The sequence below is a fragment of the Curtobacterium sp. MCLR17_034 genome (assembly GCF_003234485.1).
In the GTDB taxonomy this organism is placed as follows: Bacteria; Actinomycetota; Actinomycetes; order Actinomycetales; family Microbacteriaceae; genus Curtobacterium; species Curtobacterium flaccumfaciens.
Genome location: NZ_QKTH01000005.1, coordinates 100561 through 119397 on the forward strand (window position 1 = coordinate 100561; position 18837 = coordinate 119397).

Here is an 18837-nt window from a genome sequence, read left to right on the forward strand (position 1 = left end):
CCGTTACATTCGCATCAGCCCCACTGCAGCGGCCGGCGTCACCGGCGATCCGCCGCCCCGCCGCCGCCCGGTCCGGCTCCCTGCACGTCCTGCCCCGCTCCGCGGGGCCTTCGTCGTACCCGCCGCAGCTCCCCCGTCCCCGCTCCGGCTCCCCGTCCCCGCACCTTCCCTGCTCCACCCGTCCAGGAGGTCCCCGACCGATGTCGTCCCCCGCACCGTCCCGAACGCGTCCTTCGCGTCCCGCGCTCCTCGCCGCCGCACTCGCCGGCGTGCTGCTGCTGTCCGCCTGCTCCGCCACCTCGACCGCGTCGACGAGTTCCGGTGACGACACCGCCGGTGTCGAGCACGCCACGAGCCAGATCAAGGCCGCCAGCGTCGACCCCGAGTTCACCTTCGAGGGCGCTCGCTTCGACATGTCGGGGATCGCCGGCAAGACGATCTTCAACATCCCGAACTCGTCCGCCGTCCCCTTCATCACCGCGGTCGACGAGGCCGGCGAGAAGGTCGCCGAGCAGTACGGCGCGAAGTGGATCGAGTACACGAACCAGGGCACGCCCACCGAGCACTCCGCCGGCATCGACCAGGCGATCAGCCGCGGAGCCGACATCATCGTGCTGGCGCAGGGCGTCAACGGCGAACTGATCGTCCCGGCACTGAAGCGTGCGAAGGCAGCGGGGATCCCCGTGCTGATCAGTCACACCTACCAGACCGGGCAGGCGCTGCCGGACCAGCTGCAGGACCTCGTCGCCGCGCAGGTGACCGCCCCGTTCCACGAAGCCGCCAAGCTCAACGCCGACTGGGCCATCAAGGAGACCAAGGGCCAGGGCGACGTCCTCATCATCACGTCGTCCGAGGTGCCGCCGTCCGACGGCATCGTCAAGGCGATGCAGGACGAGTTCGAGGCGCAGTGCGACGGCTGCAAGGTGAAGGTGACGAACGTCCCCGTCGCCGACTGGGCGACGAAGATCTCGTCGACCGTGCAGTCCGCCGTGCAGTCCGACCCGAACCTCGACTACGTCCTGCCGGTCTACGACTCGATGACGCTGTACGTCGAGGCCGGCGTGACCGCTGCCGGCAAGACCGGCCAGGTCTTCACCTCCTCGTACAACGGCACCCCCGCGGTGCTGAAGATCCTGCAGGAGGGCAGCGTCCTCACGATGGACATCGGCGAGAACATGGAGTGGCTCGCCTACGCGACGCTCGACCAGGCCGGCCGTGTCCTCACCGGCACGCCGATCATCGAGGACGGTGACGAGAAGACCCCGCTGAAGGTCTTCACGAAGGACAACGTCGACGAGACCGGCACGCCGCCGGCGCCGAGCAAGGGCTACGGCGACGCGTACAAGACCGGGTACGAAGCGATCTGGGGCGCGGCCGAGTGACCGCCACCCGGGAGGCACGGCTCGGCTCCGCATCGTCCGCTGCGGTCGTCGGGTCCGGTGCGGACACCGCATCCGGTGCGGCCGTCGGGTCCGGTGCGGACACCGCGCCGGTCCTGCGGATCAGCGGGCTCACGAAGCGCTTCGGCGGGCTGACCGCGCTCGACGACGTCGACCTCGAGGTCCTGCCGGGTCAGGTGCACGCACTGCTCGGCGAGAACGGCTCCGGCAAGTCGACCCTCATCAAGATCCTGTCCGGCACGTACGCGCCGGAGCCGGGGGCGACGATCGAGGTCCGAGGCGCCCGGCTGCCCCTGCCGGTGCCTCCCGGGTACTTCCGCCGCGTCGGGATCAGCTTCGTCCACCAGGACCTCGCACTCGTGCCGTCGCTCGGCGTGACCGAGAACCTGCGGCTCGCGACCGTGGTGGCCGGGCGCGGACCCTTCGTCAGCTGGGGCGCCGAGCACCGTGCCGCGGCCGAGCTGTTCGCGCGGTACGGGGTCGACATCGACCCGCGAGCACGGATCGACGAACTCACCGACACCCAGAAGGCCCTCGTCGCGATCCTGCGGGCCGTCGCCGAGCTGGGCGACGACCGGGCGCTCATCGTGCTCGACGAGCCGACGGTCTTCCTGCCGAAGGAGGACGCCGACCTGCTGTTCCGCGTCGTGAAGGACCTCGTCGCGGACGGCCGCACCTCGGCACTGCTGGTGTCGCACGACATGTCCGAGGTCCTCCAGCACGCCGACCGGGTCACCGTCCTGCGGGCCGGCCGGGTCCAGGCGCACCGGGACACCATCTCGACGACGACGGACGAGCTCGTCTCCCTCATCGTCGGACGCGGACTGGACGGTCCCGCCGCCAGGACTCCGCGCCCGGCGACCACCGGCGACGCCGTCGTGACGGTGCGGGACCTCCGGGTCGGTGTCGTCGACGGCCTGTCGTTCGACGTCGCGGACGGCGAGGTCGTCGGCATCACCGGACTCGCCGGCTCCGGTGTCGAGGACGTGCTGCCCGGCCTGTACGGCGCACGGCCCGCGACCGGCTCGCTCGCCGTGCGGCACGACGGGGCGACGCCCGCGCCGGTCGACCTGGCACGGGTGACGCCCGGCTCCTCGATCGCCCGCGGCGTCGTGTACGTCCCCGCGGACCGCAAGCGCGAGGGCGGGGCGCTCACCCTGTCGGTCGAGCAGAACGTCACGCTCCCCGTCCTCGGGAAGCTCCGCGGGCTGCTCGGCCTGTCGCCCGCGCGGGAACGCGCCCACGTCGCGGGACTCGTCCGTGACTACGACGTCCGGCCCGCCGACCCGGCCGCCCTGTTCGGGACACTGTCCGGCGGCAACCAGCAGAAGGCCGTCCTGGCCAAGTGGATGCAGGACGACCCGAGGCTCGTGCTGCTGCAGGAACCGACCCAGGGCATCGACGTCGGGGCCCGCGCCGCGATCTTCTCGATGCTCCGCCGGAGTGCGGAGCAGGGCGTCACGATCGTCTGCGCCTCCACCGACTACGACCAGCTCGCGCAGGTGTGCGACCGCGTCGTCGTCCTCGCCCACGGCCGCGTGCACGACGTGCTGACCGACGATCGCATCGACCGCGACGTCATCGCGGCTGCCGTCGTGGCGAGCCTCGTCGACGACGACGCCCCGGCGTCCCCCGCCGTGCCCTCCTCCCCCGATGCCTCCTCCGCAGTCAAGGAGAACGCCTGATGTCAACCACCGCCGACCCGGTCCTCGAGACCTCGATCGTCCGTCCGACCCGCCCGCGCTTCTCGTGGGGGCACACCGAGCGGTACGCGCTGCTCGGTGCCTGGCTCGTCATCGTCATCGCGTTCAGCATCGCGCTGCCCGACACGTACCCGACCCTCGGCAACCTGCAGAACATCCTCGGATCACAGTCGGTGCTGCTCATCCTGGCGCTCGGGTTCCTGTTCCCGCTCACCGCGGGCGAGTTCGACCTCTCCGGCGCCTCGACGATGTCGCTCTCCGCCATGACCATCGCCGTGCTCAACGCGAAGATGGACATCCCGCTCGTGCCCGCGATCGCCGCCGGCCTGGTCATCGGCGTCGTCGTGGGTCTGGTCAACGGCCTGCTCACCGTCGGGTTCCGCATCGACTCGTTCATCGTCACCCTCGGCACGTCGACGTTCATGATCGGGATCATCCAGTGGATGAGCGCGTCGTCGTCGGTGACGGGCATCGACCCGGCGCTCGTGCAGGCCACCGTCGGGTGGCGCGGCCTGGCGGGCCTGCCGCTCGCGTTCGTCTACGGGCTGATCGCCACCGTCGTCGTCCTGGTGGTGCTGAGCGCCACCCCGGTCGGCCGGCGACTGCTGTTCGTCGGCACCGGCCGCACCGTCGCCGAACTCTCCGGGCTGAACGTGCGACGGCTGCGGGTCGGCGCGTTCGTCGGCGCGGGGCTCACCGCCGCGGTCGCCGGGGTCGTGTACGCCGGCACCCTCGGTGGCGCCGACCCGTCGAGCGGACAGTCGTTCCTGCTCCCCGCGTTCGCCGCCTGCTACCTCGGCGCGACCGCGATCGTCCCGGGGCGCTTCAACGCGATCGGCACCTTCATCGCCGTGTACTTCCTGTTCTCCGGAGTCGTCGGCCTGCAGATGCTCGGCGCCGACAACTTCGTGCAGCAGCTGTTCTACGGCGGCGCCCTCATCGTCGCCGTCGCCGTGTCGCAGACCATCCGGCGGCACTCCGTCGCGACCGCCGCCAAGGCCGCCGCGAAGCGTTCCTGACCCCGCTCCCCCCGTTCGTCCCTCCCTCGACACCCACCACAGAAAGCGAGTCCCCCATGGACATCGGCGTCTTCATCCCGATCGGCAGCAACGGCTGGCTCATCTCCACCACGTCGCCCCAGTACAAGCCGTCGTTCGACCTGAACCTCGAGATCGTGCAGAAGGCCGAGTCGTACGGCTTCGACTTCGCCCTCTCGATGATCAAGCTGCGCGGCTTCGGCGGCCCGAGCGGCTTCTGGGACGAGAACCTCGAGTCCTTCACCCTGATGGCCGGTCTCGCTGCCCGCACCGAGCGGATCCGCCTGTTCGCGACGACCGCCGTCCTGACCATCCCGCCGGCGATCGCGGCACGCATGGCGGCGACGGTCGACTCGATCTCGCACGGCCGCTTCGGGCTCAACCTGGTCGCCGGGTGGCAGAAAGCGGAGTACGACCAGATGGGCCTCTGGCCGGGCGACGAGGTGCACTTCAAGCGCCGCTACGCCTACCAGACCGAGTACATGCAGGTGATGAAGGAGCTGTGGGAGACCGGCCGGAGCGACTTCCACGGCGAGTACTTCCAGATGGACGACTGCCGGATGCTCCCGCGGCCGACGTCGCACATCCCGATCGTCTCGGCCGGCCAGTCGTCGCAGGGCATGGCGTTCGCCGCGGAGTACTCGGACTACAACTTCTCGATGGGCGTCGGCGTGAACACCCCGACCGCCTACGCCGAGCAGAACCAGGCCCTGCTCGAGGCCCGCGAGAAGACCGGCCGCGACGTCGGCTCCTACGTGCTCTTCATGGTCATCGCCGACGAGACCGACGAGGCCGCCCAGGCGAAGTGGGAGCGGTACAGCGACGGGGTCGACGTCGAGGCCATCGCCTGGATGACCGGCCAGGCGCTCACCGACGCCGAGGGCGAGGAGGGCAACACGGCGAAGCGGATCTCGCTGCCCGAGGGCGCCGTGAACATGAACATGGGCACGCTCGTCGGCTCCTACGAGCACGTCGCGGCGATGCTCGACGAGGCCGCCGGGGTCGAGGGCACGAAGGGCATCATGCTGGTGTTCGACGACTTCCTGCAGGGGATGGACGACTTCGGCACCCGCATCCAGCCGCTGATGCGCACCCGCGAGGGCGTGGCGTCGGCTGCTCCGAGCGCGGTCACGGCATGAGCGCCGCAGCGAGCCGCCCGGTCATCGAGGTCGCGGTCGTCCAGGCCGGCGAGGTCCCCGCCGACCACGACGTCGCCCTCGACGAGCTCATCGCCCTGTTCGAGGAAGCCGCCGTCGGCGCCGACCTCGTCGTCTTCCCCGAGCTCTGCACCACGCCCTACTTCTGCGGTGTGGTCAACGACAGCCGGAAGTCCTGGGCACAGCCCGTCCCCGGTCCGGCGACCGCCCGCTTCGCGAGTGCGGCGAAGCGTCTGGGCACCGCCGTCGCCTTCGGTCTCTACGAGGACGCGGGCGATGCGCAGTACAACAGCGCGGTGCTCATCGACGCCGACGGGACGCTCGTGCAGGGCACCGACGTGCACGGCGACCGAGTGGCGTCGTACCGCAAGACCTCGATCCCGACGAACGCGATCTCCGACGTCGACGAGAAGCACTACTTCGAAGCCGGTTCCGGACCGGTCGTGTTCGACGCCCTCGGCACCCGCTTCGGCATGCTCATCTGCTACGACCGGAGCTTCCCGGAGTACTGGCTCGCGTCACGGGCCGCCGGCGCCGAGGTGATGCTCGTGCTCGTGTCGTCGATGGGCTTCCGCGAGACCCTGTTCACCCAGGAACTGCAGGTCCGCGCGCTCGAGACCCAGACGTGGGTCCTCGCCCCGAACCGCGGCGGCGAAGAGACCGTCGACGGCAAGACCGTCAGCTACTTCGGTCGGTCCTCGGTCGTCTCACCACGGGGTGACCTGGTCGTCTCGGCCCCCGCCCACCAGGCGGGGCCGATCATCCGGGCCACCATCGACGTCGGCGAGGTCGCGGCAGCGCGCCGGGACTTCCCGCTCGGACGTGACCGGCAGCCCGGGGTGTTCCGGTACCTCGCCGACGCCCACGCAGCGGCGGCGGTCCCCGCGTGACGGACGTCGCCGCCCTGGTCCGCGGCACCATCGCACCGCAGCTCGACCGCGCGCTGGCCGCGAGCCGCGCGAACCCGTTGCCCGCCGCCCCGTCGGCGCTGCCCGCGGAACCGGCCCACAGCGCGCAGCTGTTCGGCCGGCTCCTCGACGCAGCGGTCGACGGGGCCCCGGCGCCGACCGCTGCCGGTCCGGACGACGACCTGGCGGCGTCCCGTGCAGCCGCCGACCCCGCCGCCGCCTCGGTCGTCGAACTCCTCGCCGCGTACCGGTCCGGCACCACGACCCCTTCCGAGGTCCTCGCCGCACTCGCCCCGCACTGGACGAGCGACGACGTCTGGTCGGACGCCGTCCTGCGCCTGGTGCACGGGGCCGAGGAAGCCGCCGCCAAGTCCACCCGCCGCTGGGCGCACGACGACGCCCGGCCGCTCGAGGGGATCCCGTTCGCCGTGAAGGACATCATCGACGTCGCGGGGACGATCGTCACGAGCGGCTCGCTCCAGACCGGTGACCGTGTGGCCCCAGCCGACGCCACCGTCGTGGCCCGGCTCCGCTCCGCCGGCGCGATCCCGGTGTTCACGGCGGCCACCACCGAGTTCGCCTGCGGCGGGCCGCACAACGCCCGGTACGGCGCCGTGCGGAATCCCTGGGACCCCGAGCGCTGGACCGGTGGCTCCTCGACCGGGTCGGGTTCGGCACTCGCCGCCCGGATCGTCCCGCTCGCGCTCGGGTCCGACACCGGCGGGTCGATCCGCGTGCCGTCCGCCCTCTGCGGGACCACCGGGATCAAGCCGACGTACGGGCTCGTGCCGCGCACCGGGGTCGCGAGCCTGTCGTGGACCCTCGACCACGTCGGACCGATGGCACGCTCCGCGGAGGACCTCGCGCTCGTCCTGCGGGTCATCGCCGGCTCCGACGGCCAGGACCCGACGACGTTCCCCACCGTCCCGCTCATCGAGGCCGCGCCGGAACGGGTCGAGGGGCTCCGGATCGGGGTCCCGCTCGGCTGGTTCACCGAACGCGTCGACCGTGCGGTGCTCGATGCACACGCCGCGGCGGTCGAGCGGTTCCGCGAGCTCGGTGCGACCCTCGTGCCGATCGAGTTCGACGACCTGGAGTCGATCGACTCGGAGTGCTGGACGGTGTTCTACGGTGAGCTCGCCGCGAACCAGGAGGCCAACGCCGGCACGGCCGACCTGTTCGACGCCGGGACCCGCGCCCGGTTCGACGTGTCGTTCCTGCCGACCGCTGCCGACTACCTCCGGGCACTCCGCCGTCGCCCGCTCGTGCAGGCCGCGATGGTCACCCGGATGGACGAGGCCGGCGTCGACGTGGTGCTCACCCCCGGGATCGGCGCCACCGCCCCGCGACTCGACGACCTGACGATGTCGGTCGACGGCGAGCGCTTCAACCTGCACGACGTCATCCCCCGGAACACCCGGCTGTTCGACTACGTGGGGTTCCCCGCGCTGATGATGCCGGCGGGCACCGCACCGGACGGTCTGCCCGTCGGCGTGCAGCTCGTCGCGCGGCCGTGGGACGACCGCCTGGTGCTGTCCGCAGCGGCCGCCTTCCAGCGGATCACGACGCACCACCGCACGGTGCCGTCGTCGTCCGCCGTGCGAGGGCCGAGCGATCGGTAGCCGCCCCGTCGACGAGGGCGCCGCCCGGCGACGCGCCTGGCAGGTGCTCTGCGCGTCGAGCCTCAGCGTCGTCCTCGTCTTCATCTCCTCAAGCGCACTCCTCATCGCGCTCCCCGACGTCAGCCGTGACCTCGATGCCAGCGCCGTGCAGTCCAGCTGGGTGCTCCTCAGCTACATGCTCACCACGACCACCCTCATCCTGGTCTTCGGGCGCATCGCCGACCTGGTCGGTCGTCGCCGCCTCTACATCGCCGGGATCCTCGTCTTCCTGCTCGCCTCACTCGCGTGCGGCTTCGCTCCCGACGCGGCGGTGCTGCTCGGCGCCCGACTCGTGCAGGGCGTGGGCGCGGCGGCGATCGTCACCAACACGACCGCGCTGCTCACCGATGTCTTCCCGGAGTCGATCCTGTCGCTCGGCCTCGGTCTGAACGCCACCGTCGCCGCGGTGGGGCAGGTCATCGGTCCGGTCGTGGGTGGCCTGGTCGCCGAGTCGTTCGGCTGGCGCTGGATCTTCCTCGCCGGCGTGCCGATCTCACTGGCCGGACTCATCTGGTCGCTCCGGTTGATCCCGCACAGCACGCGTCCCCGTTCCGGCGAGCGCCTCGACGTGCCGGGGTCGGTCCTGTCCGTCGCCGCCGTCGGACTGCTCGTCGGTGCGGTCTCGACCGGCGGCTCGGTCGGTTGGTCGGCCGTCCCCGTCGTCGCGATGACCGGCGGCGCGGTCGTGCTCGGCGGTGTCTTCGTGTGGACCCAACGCCGGGTCGCGCACCCCCTGGTCGACCCGGCGATCTTCCGCGACCGCACCACCATCACCCTGTTCTCCGCCGCCGGGCTGTGCGCCCTGTCCAGCTACGCACTGGTCCTGCTGGCTTCCCTGTCGTTCCAGGCGGTCGACGGCAAGGACGCCGTCGACGCCGCCCTCTGGGTACTGCCCACGCCGATCGGCACGACGGTCGCGGCGGTGAGCGCCGGGTTCCTCGCCCGCCGGGTCGCCGCGCGGACGCTGTCGACCATCGGCATGCTCCTCATCGCGCTCGGCGCCGCGGTGCTCGCGGTGTCCCTCGCCGACGGCGACGCCTACGCCGTCACCGCCACCGGCCTCGGCGCCGTCGGGGTCGGCACCGGCGTGTTCATGACGCCGAGCACGTCGGCACTGATGACCCGCGTCCCGGAGCACCGCCGCGGCATCGCGAACGCCATCCGTTCGGCCCTGCAGAACGCTGGTTTCCTGTTCTCGACGGCGCTCGGCCTCGCGATCGCGACGGGCGGCCTGTCCGCGGCCCAGGCGGCTGCGGCCTACGACGGCAGCCTGCTCAGCCTGCCGTCCGGCGACGTCCAGGTGTTCGTCGACGGCGTCCGCGCCGCGGCGCTGACGTTCGCCGGCTGCGCGGCCCTGGGGGCGCTCATCGTCGCGTTCGGTCCGTTCGGGCCTCCCGACCGGGAGGCGCCACTCCGGCCCGACAGGTCGGGGCCGATCCCCGAGCCGGGGGCGTCCACGTGACCGTCCCCACCCTGGCAACGACCACCCACGACGGAAGCAGGACGCCATGACCGACGACCACCAGGACTACGCGGCAGCCGGCTTCACCGGCACACTCCGCCCAGGACGACGCGCTGCGCTCGTCGTGGTCGATCCGGTCCGCGCCTACGTCGACCCCGACTGCGGGCTCTACGCGGGCGTCGAGGAACCCGTCGAGCGGATGCGGGAGCTCACCGCCGCTGCCCGCGCCGCCGGGGTGCACGTGGCGATCACGACGATGGCGCTCTCCGCCGACGGGTCCAACGCCGGCGTGTTCTTCCGCAAGGTGCCGGCACTCGCCGCGTACCTGCCCGGCGCGTCGACCGGAGCGTTCGTCGACGGGCTCGAACCGCTCGACGGCGACACCGTGGTCCCCAAGCAGTACCCGAGCGCGTTCTTCGGCACGTCGCTGGCCGCCGACCTCGTCGCCCGCGGCGTCGACACGCTCTTCATCGCGGGGCTGTCGACGAGCGGGTGCATCCGCGCGACGGCCACGGACGCCATGCAGCACGGGTTCGTCCCGATCGTCGTGCGCGAAGCCGTCGGCGACCGGCTGCCGAGCGTGCACGAAGCCAACCTGTTCGACATCGCCGCCAAGATCGGCGAGGTCTGGCCCATGGACCAGGTCCTCGAGCACTGGGACGCGGCATGAGCACCACGACGCGCATCGAAGCGCCGGTCCGGGGCCGGCCGCGGAGCGCTGCCGTCGGCGAGTCCGTGTACACCGCGTGCGTCGAGATCCTGGCCGAGGGCGACCCCCGCGCGTTCACGATCCGGGCCGTCGCCGACGCGGCCGGCGTGGGTGCGGCGACGATCTACCGGCGGTGGTCGAGCAAGGAGGTCCTGCTCACCGAGACCGTGATCCGGCTGATGGAGGAGCACATCCCGACGGTGCAGGACGCCCCGATCGCCGAGGGTGTCCTCGGACTCACCCGGGGATGGGTGCACGCCCTCGTCGCGACGCCGGTCGGTCGGGCGCTCCCGCTCATCGTGGAGACCGCGTCGCACGAGCCGCGGGTCGCCGAGGCCGTCGCCGAGTGGCACCTGGACCGGCGGCTGCGGGTGAACGCCATGCTGCAGCGGGCAATGGACGCGGGCGACCTGCGACCGGACGTCGACCTCGGCATCGCCGTGGACCTGCTCGGCGGGCCGACGTTCTACCGACGCGTGTTCGTCTCGCTCGACATCCAGGCGCCCGACTACCCGGTGCGGCTGGCCCGGGAGTTCCTGCGGTGGGCCGGTTGGACCGGCGACCTGTCGACGGTGGGGGTGGCCTCGTGACCGGGACCGTGCCGGAGGGGTTCGCCCCGTCCGCTGCCTGGACCGACATGGGGGTCGGGACGACACCGTCGGCACCGGGTCACTGGATCGGGTTCAACCGACGCTCCGACGCGGCCCGCCAGGTGTCCGACCTGATCCGTGCCGACATCGTCGCGGGGCGGTTCACCGGTCCGCTGCCCTACGAGTGGGAACTGCTCGACCTGTACGGCACGACGCGGAACGTCCTGCGGGCTGCCCTCGCGTTACTCAAGGAACAACGGCTGCTCACCCGTGCGCCGCGATCGGGCACGTTCGGTGTGCGGCCCGTCGCCTCGGTGAGCCTGGCCCGCACGTCCGACGAGGTCACGATCTACGGCGAGACGGCCGGCGGCAGCGTGTTCGAGTCGCCCCGGCTCAGCATCGTGCACCTGTGCGTGCAGCAGGTGACCGCGCCGGAGACCGTCCGGCGCAACCTGCAGATGACCGGCAGCAGCGCCTTCTTCGTCGAGAGCCTCATCTCGTTCGACGGCGAACCGAGCCGGGTCCGGACGAGCTGGGTCCCGCACGAGCGCTTCCCCGACCTGGTCGCCGAGCCGCTGACCGAGTACGTGCCGGACGTGCTCGTCAGGAAGGCCGGCGCGCGGCCGGAGGCACGACGGTTGCTCCTGAGCACCGTGAACGCCGACCAGTGGACGGCCGACCTGCTCGACATCGATCCCGGCCAGGCGATCTTCCACATCGAACGGCTGATGTGCCTGGCCGACGGGACACCCGTCGAGTACGGGTTCTCTCGGTACCGCGGCGACCGGGCGGTGATCGACTCCCGGATCACGTGAGGCCCGGGCGGGGATCGTCAGTCGGTGCGGACCGAGAAGACGTCGCCCGGCTGGCAGCCGAGCACCTCGCACAGTCGGGTGAGGGTGGAGAACCGGATCGCGCGGGCCCGGTTGTTCTTGAGCACCGAGAGGTTGACGACGGTCACGCCGACGCGGTCGGCGAGCTCGGTCAGGGTCATCCCCCGCTCTGCCAGCAGGTCGTCGAGGTGACAGACGACCGCGTGGCCGTCCTCCTGTTCCGGGGGCATCAGACCAGCCCGGCCTGGTCCCGCACCATCCGCTGCGAGGCGGTGAGCGCGAACCGGAAGCAGACGACGACGAGCAGGCCGAGGTACACGGGCAGGAACTGGTGGTCGACCACCGGCGTGGGCAGGTACCCGTCCCATCCGAGCCCGGACACGACCCAGTTCCACCCCATCCGGCGGACGAACGACGGCAGGAACCCGGCGGCCAGCACCGCGCCGGCGAGCCAGTCGAGGATCCGGGTGGTCGAGCGGTCGAAGAGCCCGCCGCGTGAGATCTTCCAGGCCACCGCCGCGACCAGGGCGATGAGGGCGCTGACGAGCAGGACCTCCAGCGCGTCGCCGACGCGGATGTACCCGATCGCACCACCCGGCACGTCGGCGATCGGCGCCCGGAGCACGAGCTGGTCGGACGTCACCGTCGCACCGCCCGGAGGCTGCGGGACGGCACTGGTCTCGCGGATCCGGACCGGCACCGCCACCGTGCCCGAGGCGATCGAGTGGACGAGCAGGTCGACGTACCGCCACACGACGATCGCGATGCCGATCGCACACGAGACGACGTAGGCCAGGTAGGAGTTCCGCCCGCGGGGCGGTTCGTAGACGGGCGTGGTCATGGCTGCTTCCCCTGTCGATCATCGATACCATCGAATTTCGATGTAACGATAAACGATAGGTGCCGTCCCGGCAACCCCTACAGCAGCCCGAAGGCCGCCTGCATGCCCAGGCTCGTCCCCGCCACCAGGACCCAGAGCGCGATGCCGAGCAGCATCGGCCGGAACCCGGCACGGCGGAGGGCGGCGAAGTCCGTCGAGCAGCCGATCGCGGCGAGCGCCACCGTGATGAGGAACGAGGCGGCCGTCGCGAACCCCGGCGCCACGGACGCGGGCAGGACCCCGACCGTCCGGAGCAGCACCACCACGAGGAACCCGATCAGGAACCACGGCACCAACCGGAACACACGGAACCCGCGACCCGGCCCCGAGGCGGGGGTGAGCTGCTCGCGGGAGGCGCGGCGGGCCTCCAGTCCGGCCAGCCCGATGACGATCGGGATGATCATGAGGGTGCGCACCAGCTTCACGACGACCGCAGTGTCGGTCGCCTGGCGGCCGTAGACCGTCGCCGTGGCGACGACGGACGACGTGTCGTTCACGGCGGTACCCGCGAAGACGCCGAAGGCGTGCTGGCTGAGGCCCAGGGCGTGCCCGAGCAGCGGGAAGGCGAAGACGGCCGCGATGTTGCAGAGGAAGATCGTCGACATCGCGTAGGCGACGTCCGCACTGACCGCGCCGATGACGGGCGTGACGGCCGCGATCGCGGACGCACCGCAGATGCCGGTCCCGACGCCGATCAGGGTGCGGAGTGCGCCCGAGACCCGGAGCAGTCGGCCGATCCCCCACGCGGCCACAAGGCAGACGACGAGCGTCGCGAGCATCACCGGCAGGGTCTCACCGCCGATGCGCAGGACCTCGCCGATGGACAGCTGCGCGCCGAGCAGGACCACGGCGAACTGCAGGACCCGGCTGGACGAGAACTTCACGCCGGGAGCCAGCGCGGCGAGTGTGCCACCGGTGCGACGCCGGACGAGCCACCCCACGACGGCACCGATCAGGACGGCGGGGACGGGACCGCCGACCACCGGGACGACCCGGCCGACGAGGGTGGCGACGATGCCGATCGCCACGGCGAGGGCGACACCGGGTGCGGCGGCACGGACGGACTGCATGGGAACAGCATGTCGCGCTCGCGGACGATCCGTGGCCGTGACGGGCAGGATGGCACGGTGGAGTACGCGGGGGAACGGTGGGTGCAGCGGCTGCGCGACGGGGAGATGCCGAAGCGGTGGCCGTTCTTGATCGGCTTGGCGATCGTGACCGTGGCCGGTGGCACCGGGGTCGTGTTCTCGATCACGCACCTCGACGCCTTTCTGCACTCGGATGCACGCCGTCCGTTCGCCGTGCCGCTGTTCTCCGTGATCCTGCTCGTGCTCGGCCCCGTCGCAGCCGTCCTCTCGCGGATGCGCGGCCGGAGTGACCGACGGATCCTCGCGAGCATCCGTCGGCACGGTACGACGCCGCGCTTCCACCTGCCGGTCGTGCGGAGGGGCGAGTACACCCTCGACGACTTCCCCGAGCCGAGACCCGAGATGTGGACGGTCGACGCCGCTGGGCTGCACGCGTGGTCGCCGGAGCGGGAGACTCCGGTGTTCGACCTGGCGTGGAGTGCAGTCCACTCGCTCGAACTCGCCTCGGCAGAGGTCCGCGGGCAGCGGGTGGACACCGGCATCTGGATCATCACCGAGGACGTCGGGCGCTTCACCGTGCAGCCGCGGCCAGCGATCGGACGGCCCTTCGGTGCCAGCGCGACGAAGATCCACATCGTGATGCAGGTGCTCCGGTCGCTGCGCCGGGAACTCGGGTCCCAGCCGGACGCCGGGCGTCCTGGTCGGACACGGACCGAGCGATGACCCCGGCGGACGAGCCGTGGGTGCAGCGGCTGCGCGACGGGGAGATGCCGAAGCGGGGGCCGGTGCTGCTCGCGGCGGTCGTCACCACGGCAGTGGGGGTCGCCGCGCTCGTCGCCGAGTTCGCGTTCCCGGACTTCCTGCGGGGCATCGACAGTGCCCGGACGCAGGGGTCGTTCGTGCTGTGGCCGATCGTGGTCGCGGGGTTCGGGGTGCTGCTGGCCGTGTCGACGCTGTCCGCCGGGCGAGGCGACCGCCGGACGCTCGCGCGCATCGGAGCGGGGCGGGCACCCCGGTTCCGCCTGCCCGTGCTGACGTCCGGCCTGCGCACCTCCGACGACTTCCCGAAGCCCCGCCCCGAGGTCTGGACCGTCGACGAGTTCGGCCTGCACGCGTGGGCACCGTCACGGGACGCGCCGGTGTTCGACCTGCCGTGGGCGCGCATCCGACGGTTCTCCGTCGCGACGAGGGAATCCCGCGGCCAGCGTGCCGACTTCGGCGTCTGGATCACCACGGCCGACGGTGACGACGTGGTCGTGCAGCCGCGGTCTGCCCTCGGACGTGGGTTCGAGGCCGGACCGGACAAGCTCGACACCCTCGTACGTGTCCTCCGCACACTGCAGCGGGAGCTCGGCGTGGCCTCGGCGTCAGCCGACCGTCACTGAGCGGGCGGGGTGTCCCCCGTCATCTCGACGCGGCCGGTCTCGTCGTTCCAGGTGAAGGTGGCCGTGGTGCGGCCGGAGGGCGCTGCGTTCGGCTCGCCGGCCTTGGCGAACCGGTAGGTCACCGTGACGGCCGAGTCGCTCTGTCGTTCGACGGTCGGCTCGAAGGCGTACTGCTGGGCAGTGGCCGTGCCGAGGTACCGGCCTTCGTGGAACAGCAGGATCGCGTACGGGGATCCTGCCGTGCCGAACTCGGGCGCGACCACGGACCAGGACAGCGGCGCGCAGGCGTCGTAGCCGGAGTAGTCGGCGTTCGCGGCGTCCCACTTCGCATCCTCGAGGCCGGCGGGCAGCGGCAGGGCCGCGATGCCCTCGGCCGCAGCCGCGGCACCGCTCGACGGGCCACACGTCGGGGTGGGGGTGGGCGTCGGTGTCGGTGTCGGCGTCGGCGTCGGCGTCGGCAAGCTCGCGGGGGCGGAGGGCGAGGCAGTGACGGTCTCGGTCACGGTCGGAGTCGCCGCACCGCCGTCCGCTCCGTCCGCGCTGGAACACCCCGTCAGCAGCGCGGCCAGGGTCGCAGTGGTCAGGATCAGGGCGGCTCTCGTCAGGCGCATGCCTCCACGCTGCCTGCCCGGCCGGGCGGTCGCCCGCATCGTTACCGGGCCGTGTCCCTCGCGACGCTCCGAAAGTACGCCTGTTCAAGCGCCGCGAGCCCGGCTCCCGCCCGCGTCCTGCGACACTGCTCCCATGCGGGGGAAGCAGCAGGACACGATCGAGGTCGCCGATGAACGGATCGACGGCCCACACGGACCGGTCCCCGTCCGGCGGTACCGACCGTTGAACCAGAGCGCCAGCGTGGGACCCCCGACCCTGGTCTGGGTGCACGGCGGCGGGTTCTTCCGGGGCGACCTCGACCTGCCGGAGTCCGACGCCGTCGCACGGGAGCTCGCCGAGCGCGGGCTGCCGGTCGTGACCGTCGACTACCGCCTCGGACCGCTGCCCGGACTGCCGTGGCTCGGCCGGGGTGGACCACGTGGGCGACGACGGGCACCCCACGCGCGGGACGAGATCGTCGCCGTCCTCCACCACCTGCACCACGAGGCACCGTCCGGGCTGCTGCTCGGCGGGGCGAGCGCCGGTGCGTGCTTGGCGGCATCCGCGGTCGCGACCGCCCCGCCGCTGGTCGGCCTCGTGCTGACCTACGGGTTCTTCCACGCCCGGCTCCCCCGTGACCGGGCGCTGCAGCGACTCGTCCGAGGGCACCGGCGGCTCACGCACGCGCCGCTGCTGCTCGACCTGAGCAACCGGGCCTACGCGGGCGGCCGCCCCACTGCGGTCTACCCGGCGTCCGACGACCTCGGCGGGTTCCCCCGCACCCTGCTGATCGACGCCGAGCGGGACGTGATGCGCGCCTCGAGCGAGCGCTCCGCGGACGAGCTCGAGGCCGCGGGCATCGAGGTCGAACGACACGTCCTGCCGGGCAGCCGTCACGCGTTCCTCAACCGCCCCGGCACGCGGGACTTCGACGACACGATCGAACGCATCATGGACTGGGCCGACCGGACCCCCATCCGCTGAACGCTCATCCATCTGCGAACGGCGGACATCCGGGGACGGCACGCCCGCGGCGGACGTACTCTGGAAACGGAAGCAACGGCGGTTCCGAATCCCCTTCGCCACGCTCCCTGCCGTGGCGTCTCACCACCGTGACGAAGAGTTCCATCGTGACCGAACACCTCATCGAGTACGTCGCCCGCGACCGCACGGGCATCACCGCCGTCGTGACACCGACCGGTGTCATCGACGTGGACACCGTGATCCAGCACATCCGCGCCGGCCACGCGGGCTACTACGTGGCTGCCGACTCGTGGAAGCGCACGCCGGTCCGGAGCATGTCCTTCATCGGCGGGACCTACCTGTTCGCCAACTGGGACGGGTCGAAGCGGAACATGCTGCACGACCTGGCGTTCCGTTCGCCGACCCGCTCGATCGAGACGCCCCACGAGCCGGAGTCGCGGTTCTCGCGGTTCCTCGACGCGCTGTTCGGCAGGCGCACACCGCAGCTCTGAGCCGAGCCATCCCTGCCCGGCACGGCGCCCGCTGAAGCGGCCACGTGCGGTGCAGGTGACCGCCTGGAGGCGCGGCGTGCGTCGCGGACGCGGGTCGCGCCTCCAGGCGGTCGCGTCGGTCAGCGGACCGACTTGATGGGCAGGATCACCAGGGCGCCGAGGATGACGGCGACGCCGGCACCCCAGAGCATGAGCGTGTAGTTCTGGCCGCCACCGATGCCGAGCAGGAACAGACCGACGGCGGGGGCGAGTGACTGCGGCAGGGCGTTCGCGATGTTGATGACGCCGAGGTCCTTGCCGGGGCGCTCCGGGTCGGGCAGCACGTCGACGACCAGGGCGGTGTCGATGGCGGCGTAGATGCCGAAGGCGAAACCGAGGACGATCTCGGCGAAGTAGAACCCGCCGACACTGTCGACGTGGGCCAGGATCACCAGGCCGACGGCGGTCATGGCCGTCGAACCCCAGACGAAGACCTTGCGACGCTGGATCCGGTCGGACACCCAGCCGGAGACGGCCGCACTGACGAGCAGGGCGATCGTGTACAGGAGCACGCCGAACGCGACGACCCCGACCGCTTCGCCCTGCGGGAGCCCGATGCGGTCCTGCATGTAGAGGAGTCGGTACGTCGTGAACATGAACGTGCCGAAGGTGATGAGGAAACGGCCCCACCAGGCGAGCCCGAAGTCTCGGTGCTTGATCGGGTTCGTCCAGAACGAGTTGATCAGGTTGACCCAGCTGAAGGGCTTGACCGGCGTCGTCGGCAGGTCGTCGCGGGCGACGAACGAGTAGATGAGGACCGCGACGATCGCCAGGACGCCCGGTGCGATGAACAGGACCGGCAGGTTGCCGACCAGGTACACGGCCAGGTAGAGCCCGGCCAGGATCGCGATGTTCTGCGCCAGGGCGATGACGCTCGACGCCTTGCCGCGCTGGAACTCCGGCACGTTGTCGGCGAAGCTCGCCGTCAGCGTGGACAGGACGGCGTTGGCGGAGACCTGCGCCAGCACCCAGGCCAGGGTGAGCTGGAGCACGTCGGGCGAGAACGCGAGCCAGGCGAGGGAACCGACGAAGACGACGACACCGCCGACCATCCAGGGGCGTCGACGGCCCCACCGCGTGCGGGTGCGGTCGGAGAGCGCGCCGAACAGGGGGTTGGCGAACAGGGCGCCGAGCGCGCCGAACGGCAGGACCGAGCCGACGACGGTCTCGGGGCTCGTCGGGTTCAGCTCCGTCGCCTTGATCGACATGCTCACGAAGACGGGGGTGAGCAGGGCGACGAACAGGCCGAACTGGGCGAAGCTGAGGCCCCAGAGGTACCCCCGACCCACCCGGACGGTGCTGACGGACTGCGTGATGCCCTCGACCGAGAACGCCCGGGACGCAGCGGCGTCCGTGGCGGTGGCTCCGGCGGCTGCGGTGACCGCTGGGGACGCGGTCCCGGCGATGCCCCGCGTGGGTTCTTCCTTCGACGTCGGTGTCGACATGACTCCTCCTTGAGTCACAGGGGGCTTCGGCGCCCACTGAATCCCTAGTGCTGCTAGGTGATCGGGACTGTAGCACCGGAAACCACCTGCCGGAAGGTTTTGTCGCGCTTGTTTCGTCGGGTGCCGACGGAGGGGTGCAGACGCAGAACGACACCGCCGCTGTCGAGGACAACGACGGTGTCGTTCTGCATCGACCCGCAGGCCGGACGGAGCGCCTACTGCTCGCCGTCCTCTTCCGGGTTGAAGTGCGAGTCGTCACCCGCGTGACCGGCGGCGAGGCCGTCGGGGTTGTTGGGGATGGTGTTGTCGTCGCCGAGGCCGCCCGGCTTCTCGGTGCCCTCCGGGTCGTTCGCCGGGGTGCCGTGGGTGTTGTCGCTGTCGGTCATGATCTGCTCCAGTGGAGTGGTCGATCCGGAGGCGCTGCCCCCGGTGTTGCTGAGGACTCGGACAGTACGTGCCGCCCCTCGGAACGAG

20 protein-coding genes are annotated in these 18837 nt (G+C 71.5%); 14 read left to right on the forward strand and 6 right to left on the reverse strand.

Annotated features, from left to right (window positions below; translation table 11 throughout):
* The first annotated feature begins 200 nt into the window (after window positions 1-200).
* Genes DEI98_RS07630 through DEI98_RS07675 form a run of 10 tightly spaced genes read left to right on the forward strand, consistent with a single transcriptional unit; the run spans window position 201 to window position 11442 of the window.
* Window positions 201-1382, forward strand: a complete 1182-nt coding sequence (locus DEI98_RS07630; protein ID WP_071405945.1) for a sugar ABC transporter substrate-binding protein — start codon at window positions 201-203, stop codon at window positions 1380-1382.
* On the forward strand, window positions 1379-3085 hold the full coding sequence (locus DEI98_RS07635; protein WP_111100388.1) for a sugar ABC transporter ATP-binding protein: 1707 nt from the start codon (window positions 1379-1381) through the stop codon (window positions 3083-3085). Before DEI98_RS07630 ends, DEI98_RS07635 begins: the two co-directional genes overlap by 4 nt.
* Window positions 3085-4122, forward strand: a complete 1038-nt coding sequence (locus DEI98_RS07640; protein ID WP_111030591.1) for an ABC transporter permease — start codon at window positions 3085-3087, stop codon at window positions 4120-4122. The genes DEI98_RS07635 and DEI98_RS07640 overlap by 1 nt, the downstream gene beginning before the upstream one ends.
* Before the next feature lie 56 nt (window positions 4123-4178).
* Entirely contained in the window at window positions 4179-5279 is a 1101-nt protein-coding gene (gene rutA / locus DEI98_RS07645; RefSeq protein ID WP_111032741.1) for a pyrimidine utilization protein A, read from the forward strand.
* Window positions 5276-6187 (forward strand): carbon-nitrogen hydrolase family protein, encoded by a 912-nt coding sequence (locus DEI98_RS07650; protein ID WP_111100389.1) that lies wholly within the window; start codon window positions 5276-5278, stop codon window positions 6185-6187. The genes rutA and DEI98_RS07650 overlap by 4 nt, the downstream gene beginning before the upstream one ends.
* A complete protein-coding gene (locus tag DEI98_RS07655; protein WP_111100390.1) occupies window positions 6184-7827 on the forward strand; it encodes an amidase in 1644 nt (547 codons plus the stop codon). Before DEI98_RS07650 ends, DEI98_RS07655 begins: the two co-directional genes overlap by 4 nt.
* 43 nt (window positions 7828-7870) lie before the next feature.
* The gene (locus DEI98_RS07660; protein WP_181437813.1) at window positions 7871-9328 is read left to right on the forward strand and encodes an MFS transporter; all 1458 of its coding nucleotides are present in this window, start codon (window positions 7871-7873) and stop codon (window positions 9326-9328) included.
* A 46-nt stretch (window positions 9329-9374) separates the two neighbouring features.
* Window positions 9375-9998, forward strand: a complete 624-nt coding sequence (locus tag DEI98_RS07665) for an isochorismatase family protein (RefSeq protein WP_111100391.1) — start codon at window positions 9375-9377, stop codon at window positions 9996-9998.
* The gene (locus DEI98_RS07670; RefSeq protein WP_111047323.1) at window positions 9995-10627 is read left to right on the forward strand and encodes a TetR-like C-terminal domain-containing protein; all 633 of its coding nucleotides are present in this window, start codon (window positions 9995-9997) and stop codon (window positions 10625-10627) included. The genes DEI98_RS07665 and DEI98_RS07670 overlap by 4 nt, the downstream gene beginning before the upstream one ends.
* The gene (locus tag DEI98_RS07675; RefSeq protein ID WP_071405936.1) at window positions 10624-11442 is read left to right on the forward strand and encodes a GntR family transcriptional regulator; all 819 of its coding nucleotides are present in this window, start codon (window positions 10624-10626) and stop codon (window positions 11440-11442) included. Before DEI98_RS07670 ends, DEI98_RS07675 begins: the two co-directional genes overlap by 4 nt.
* A 17-nt stretch (window positions 11443-11459) precedes the next feature.
* Here the strand turns inward: DEI98_RS07675 and DEI98_RS07680 are convergent, their stop codons facing one another.
* From DEI98_RS07680 to DEI98_RS07690, 3 genes are all read right to left on the reverse strand, one after another.
* Window positions 11460-11690, reverse strand: coding sequence for a helix-turn-helix transcriptional regulator (locus DEI98_RS07680; protein WP_071245067.1), 231 nt, complete (start codon window positions 11688-11690; stop codon window positions 11460-11462).
* A complete protein-coding gene (locus tag DEI98_RS07685) occupies window positions 11690-12301 on the reverse strand; it encodes a hypothetical protein (RefSeq protein WP_111032735.1) in 612 nt (203 codons plus the stop codon). Before DEI98_RS07685 ends, DEI98_RS07680 begins: the two co-directional genes overlap by 1 nt.
* A gap of 77 nt (window positions 12302-12378) precedes the next feature.
* Entirely contained in the window at window positions 12379-13410 is a 1032-nt protein-coding gene (locus tag DEI98_RS07690; protein WP_111032734.1) for a YeiH family protein, read from the reverse strand.
* Between the two features lie 9 nt (window positions 13411-13419).
* Here DEI98_RS07690 and DEI98_RS07695 point away from each other — a divergent pair, with 9 nt between their 5' ends.
* Window positions 13420-14151, forward strand: a complete 732-nt coding sequence (locus tag DEI98_RS07695) for a hypothetical protein (RefSeq protein ID WP_111100392.1) — start codon at window positions 13420-13422, stop codon at window positions 14149-14151.
* Window positions 14148-14813, forward strand: a complete 666-nt coding sequence (locus tag DEI98_RS07700) for a hypothetical protein (RefSeq protein WP_111100393.1) — start codon at window positions 14148-14150, stop codon at window positions 14811-14813. The genes DEI98_RS07695 and DEI98_RS07700 overlap by 4 nt, the downstream gene beginning before the upstream one ends.
* On the opposite strand, the gene DEI98_RS07705 is transcribed toward DEI98_RS07700, so the two are convergent.
* Window positions 14807-15424, reverse strand: coding sequence for an LppP/LprE family lipoprotein (locus DEI98_RS07705; RefSeq protein WP_111100394.1), 618 nt, complete (start codon window positions 15422-15424; stop codon window positions 14807-14809). The genes DEI98_RS07700 and DEI98_RS07705 overlap by 7 nt on opposite strands.
* A gap of 133 nt (window positions 15425-15557) precedes the next feature.
* Between DEI98_RS07705 and DEI98_RS07710 the strand changes: the two genes are divergently transcribed.
* Both DEI98_RS07710 and DEI98_RS07715 read left to right on the forward strand, forming a co-directional pair.
* Window positions 15558-16388, forward strand: a complete 831-nt coding sequence (locus tag DEI98_RS07710) for an alpha/beta hydrolase (protein WP_111100395.1) — start codon at window positions 15558-15560, stop codon at window positions 16386-16388.
* Window positions 16389-16534: 146 nt separating this feature from the next.
* Complete coding sequence (locus tag DEI98_RS07715; protein WP_110864146.1) at window positions 16535-16879, forward strand: hypothetical protein; 345 nt, start codon at window positions 16535-16537, stop codon at window positions 16877-16879.
* Between the two features lie 119 nt (window positions 16880-16998).
* Here DEI98_RS07715 and DEI98_RS07720 read toward each other — a convergent pair whose 3' ends face one another.
* Window positions 16999-18363: an MFS transporter gene (locus DEI98_RS07720; RefSeq protein ID WP_111100396.1), complete on the reverse strand. Its 1365-nt coding sequence runs from the start codon at window positions 18361-18363 to the stop codon at window positions 16999-17001.
* Window positions 18364-18578: 215 nt separating this feature from the next.
* Window positions 18579-18749 carry a hypothetical protein gene (locus tag DEI98_RS18620; RefSeq protein WP_181422642.1) on the reverse strand — a complete coding sequence of 57 codons (171 nt, stop codon included), beginning with the start codon at window positions 18747-18749 and terminating at the stop codon, window positions 18579-18581.
* Between the last annotated feature and the right edge of the window lie 88 nt (window positions 18750-18837).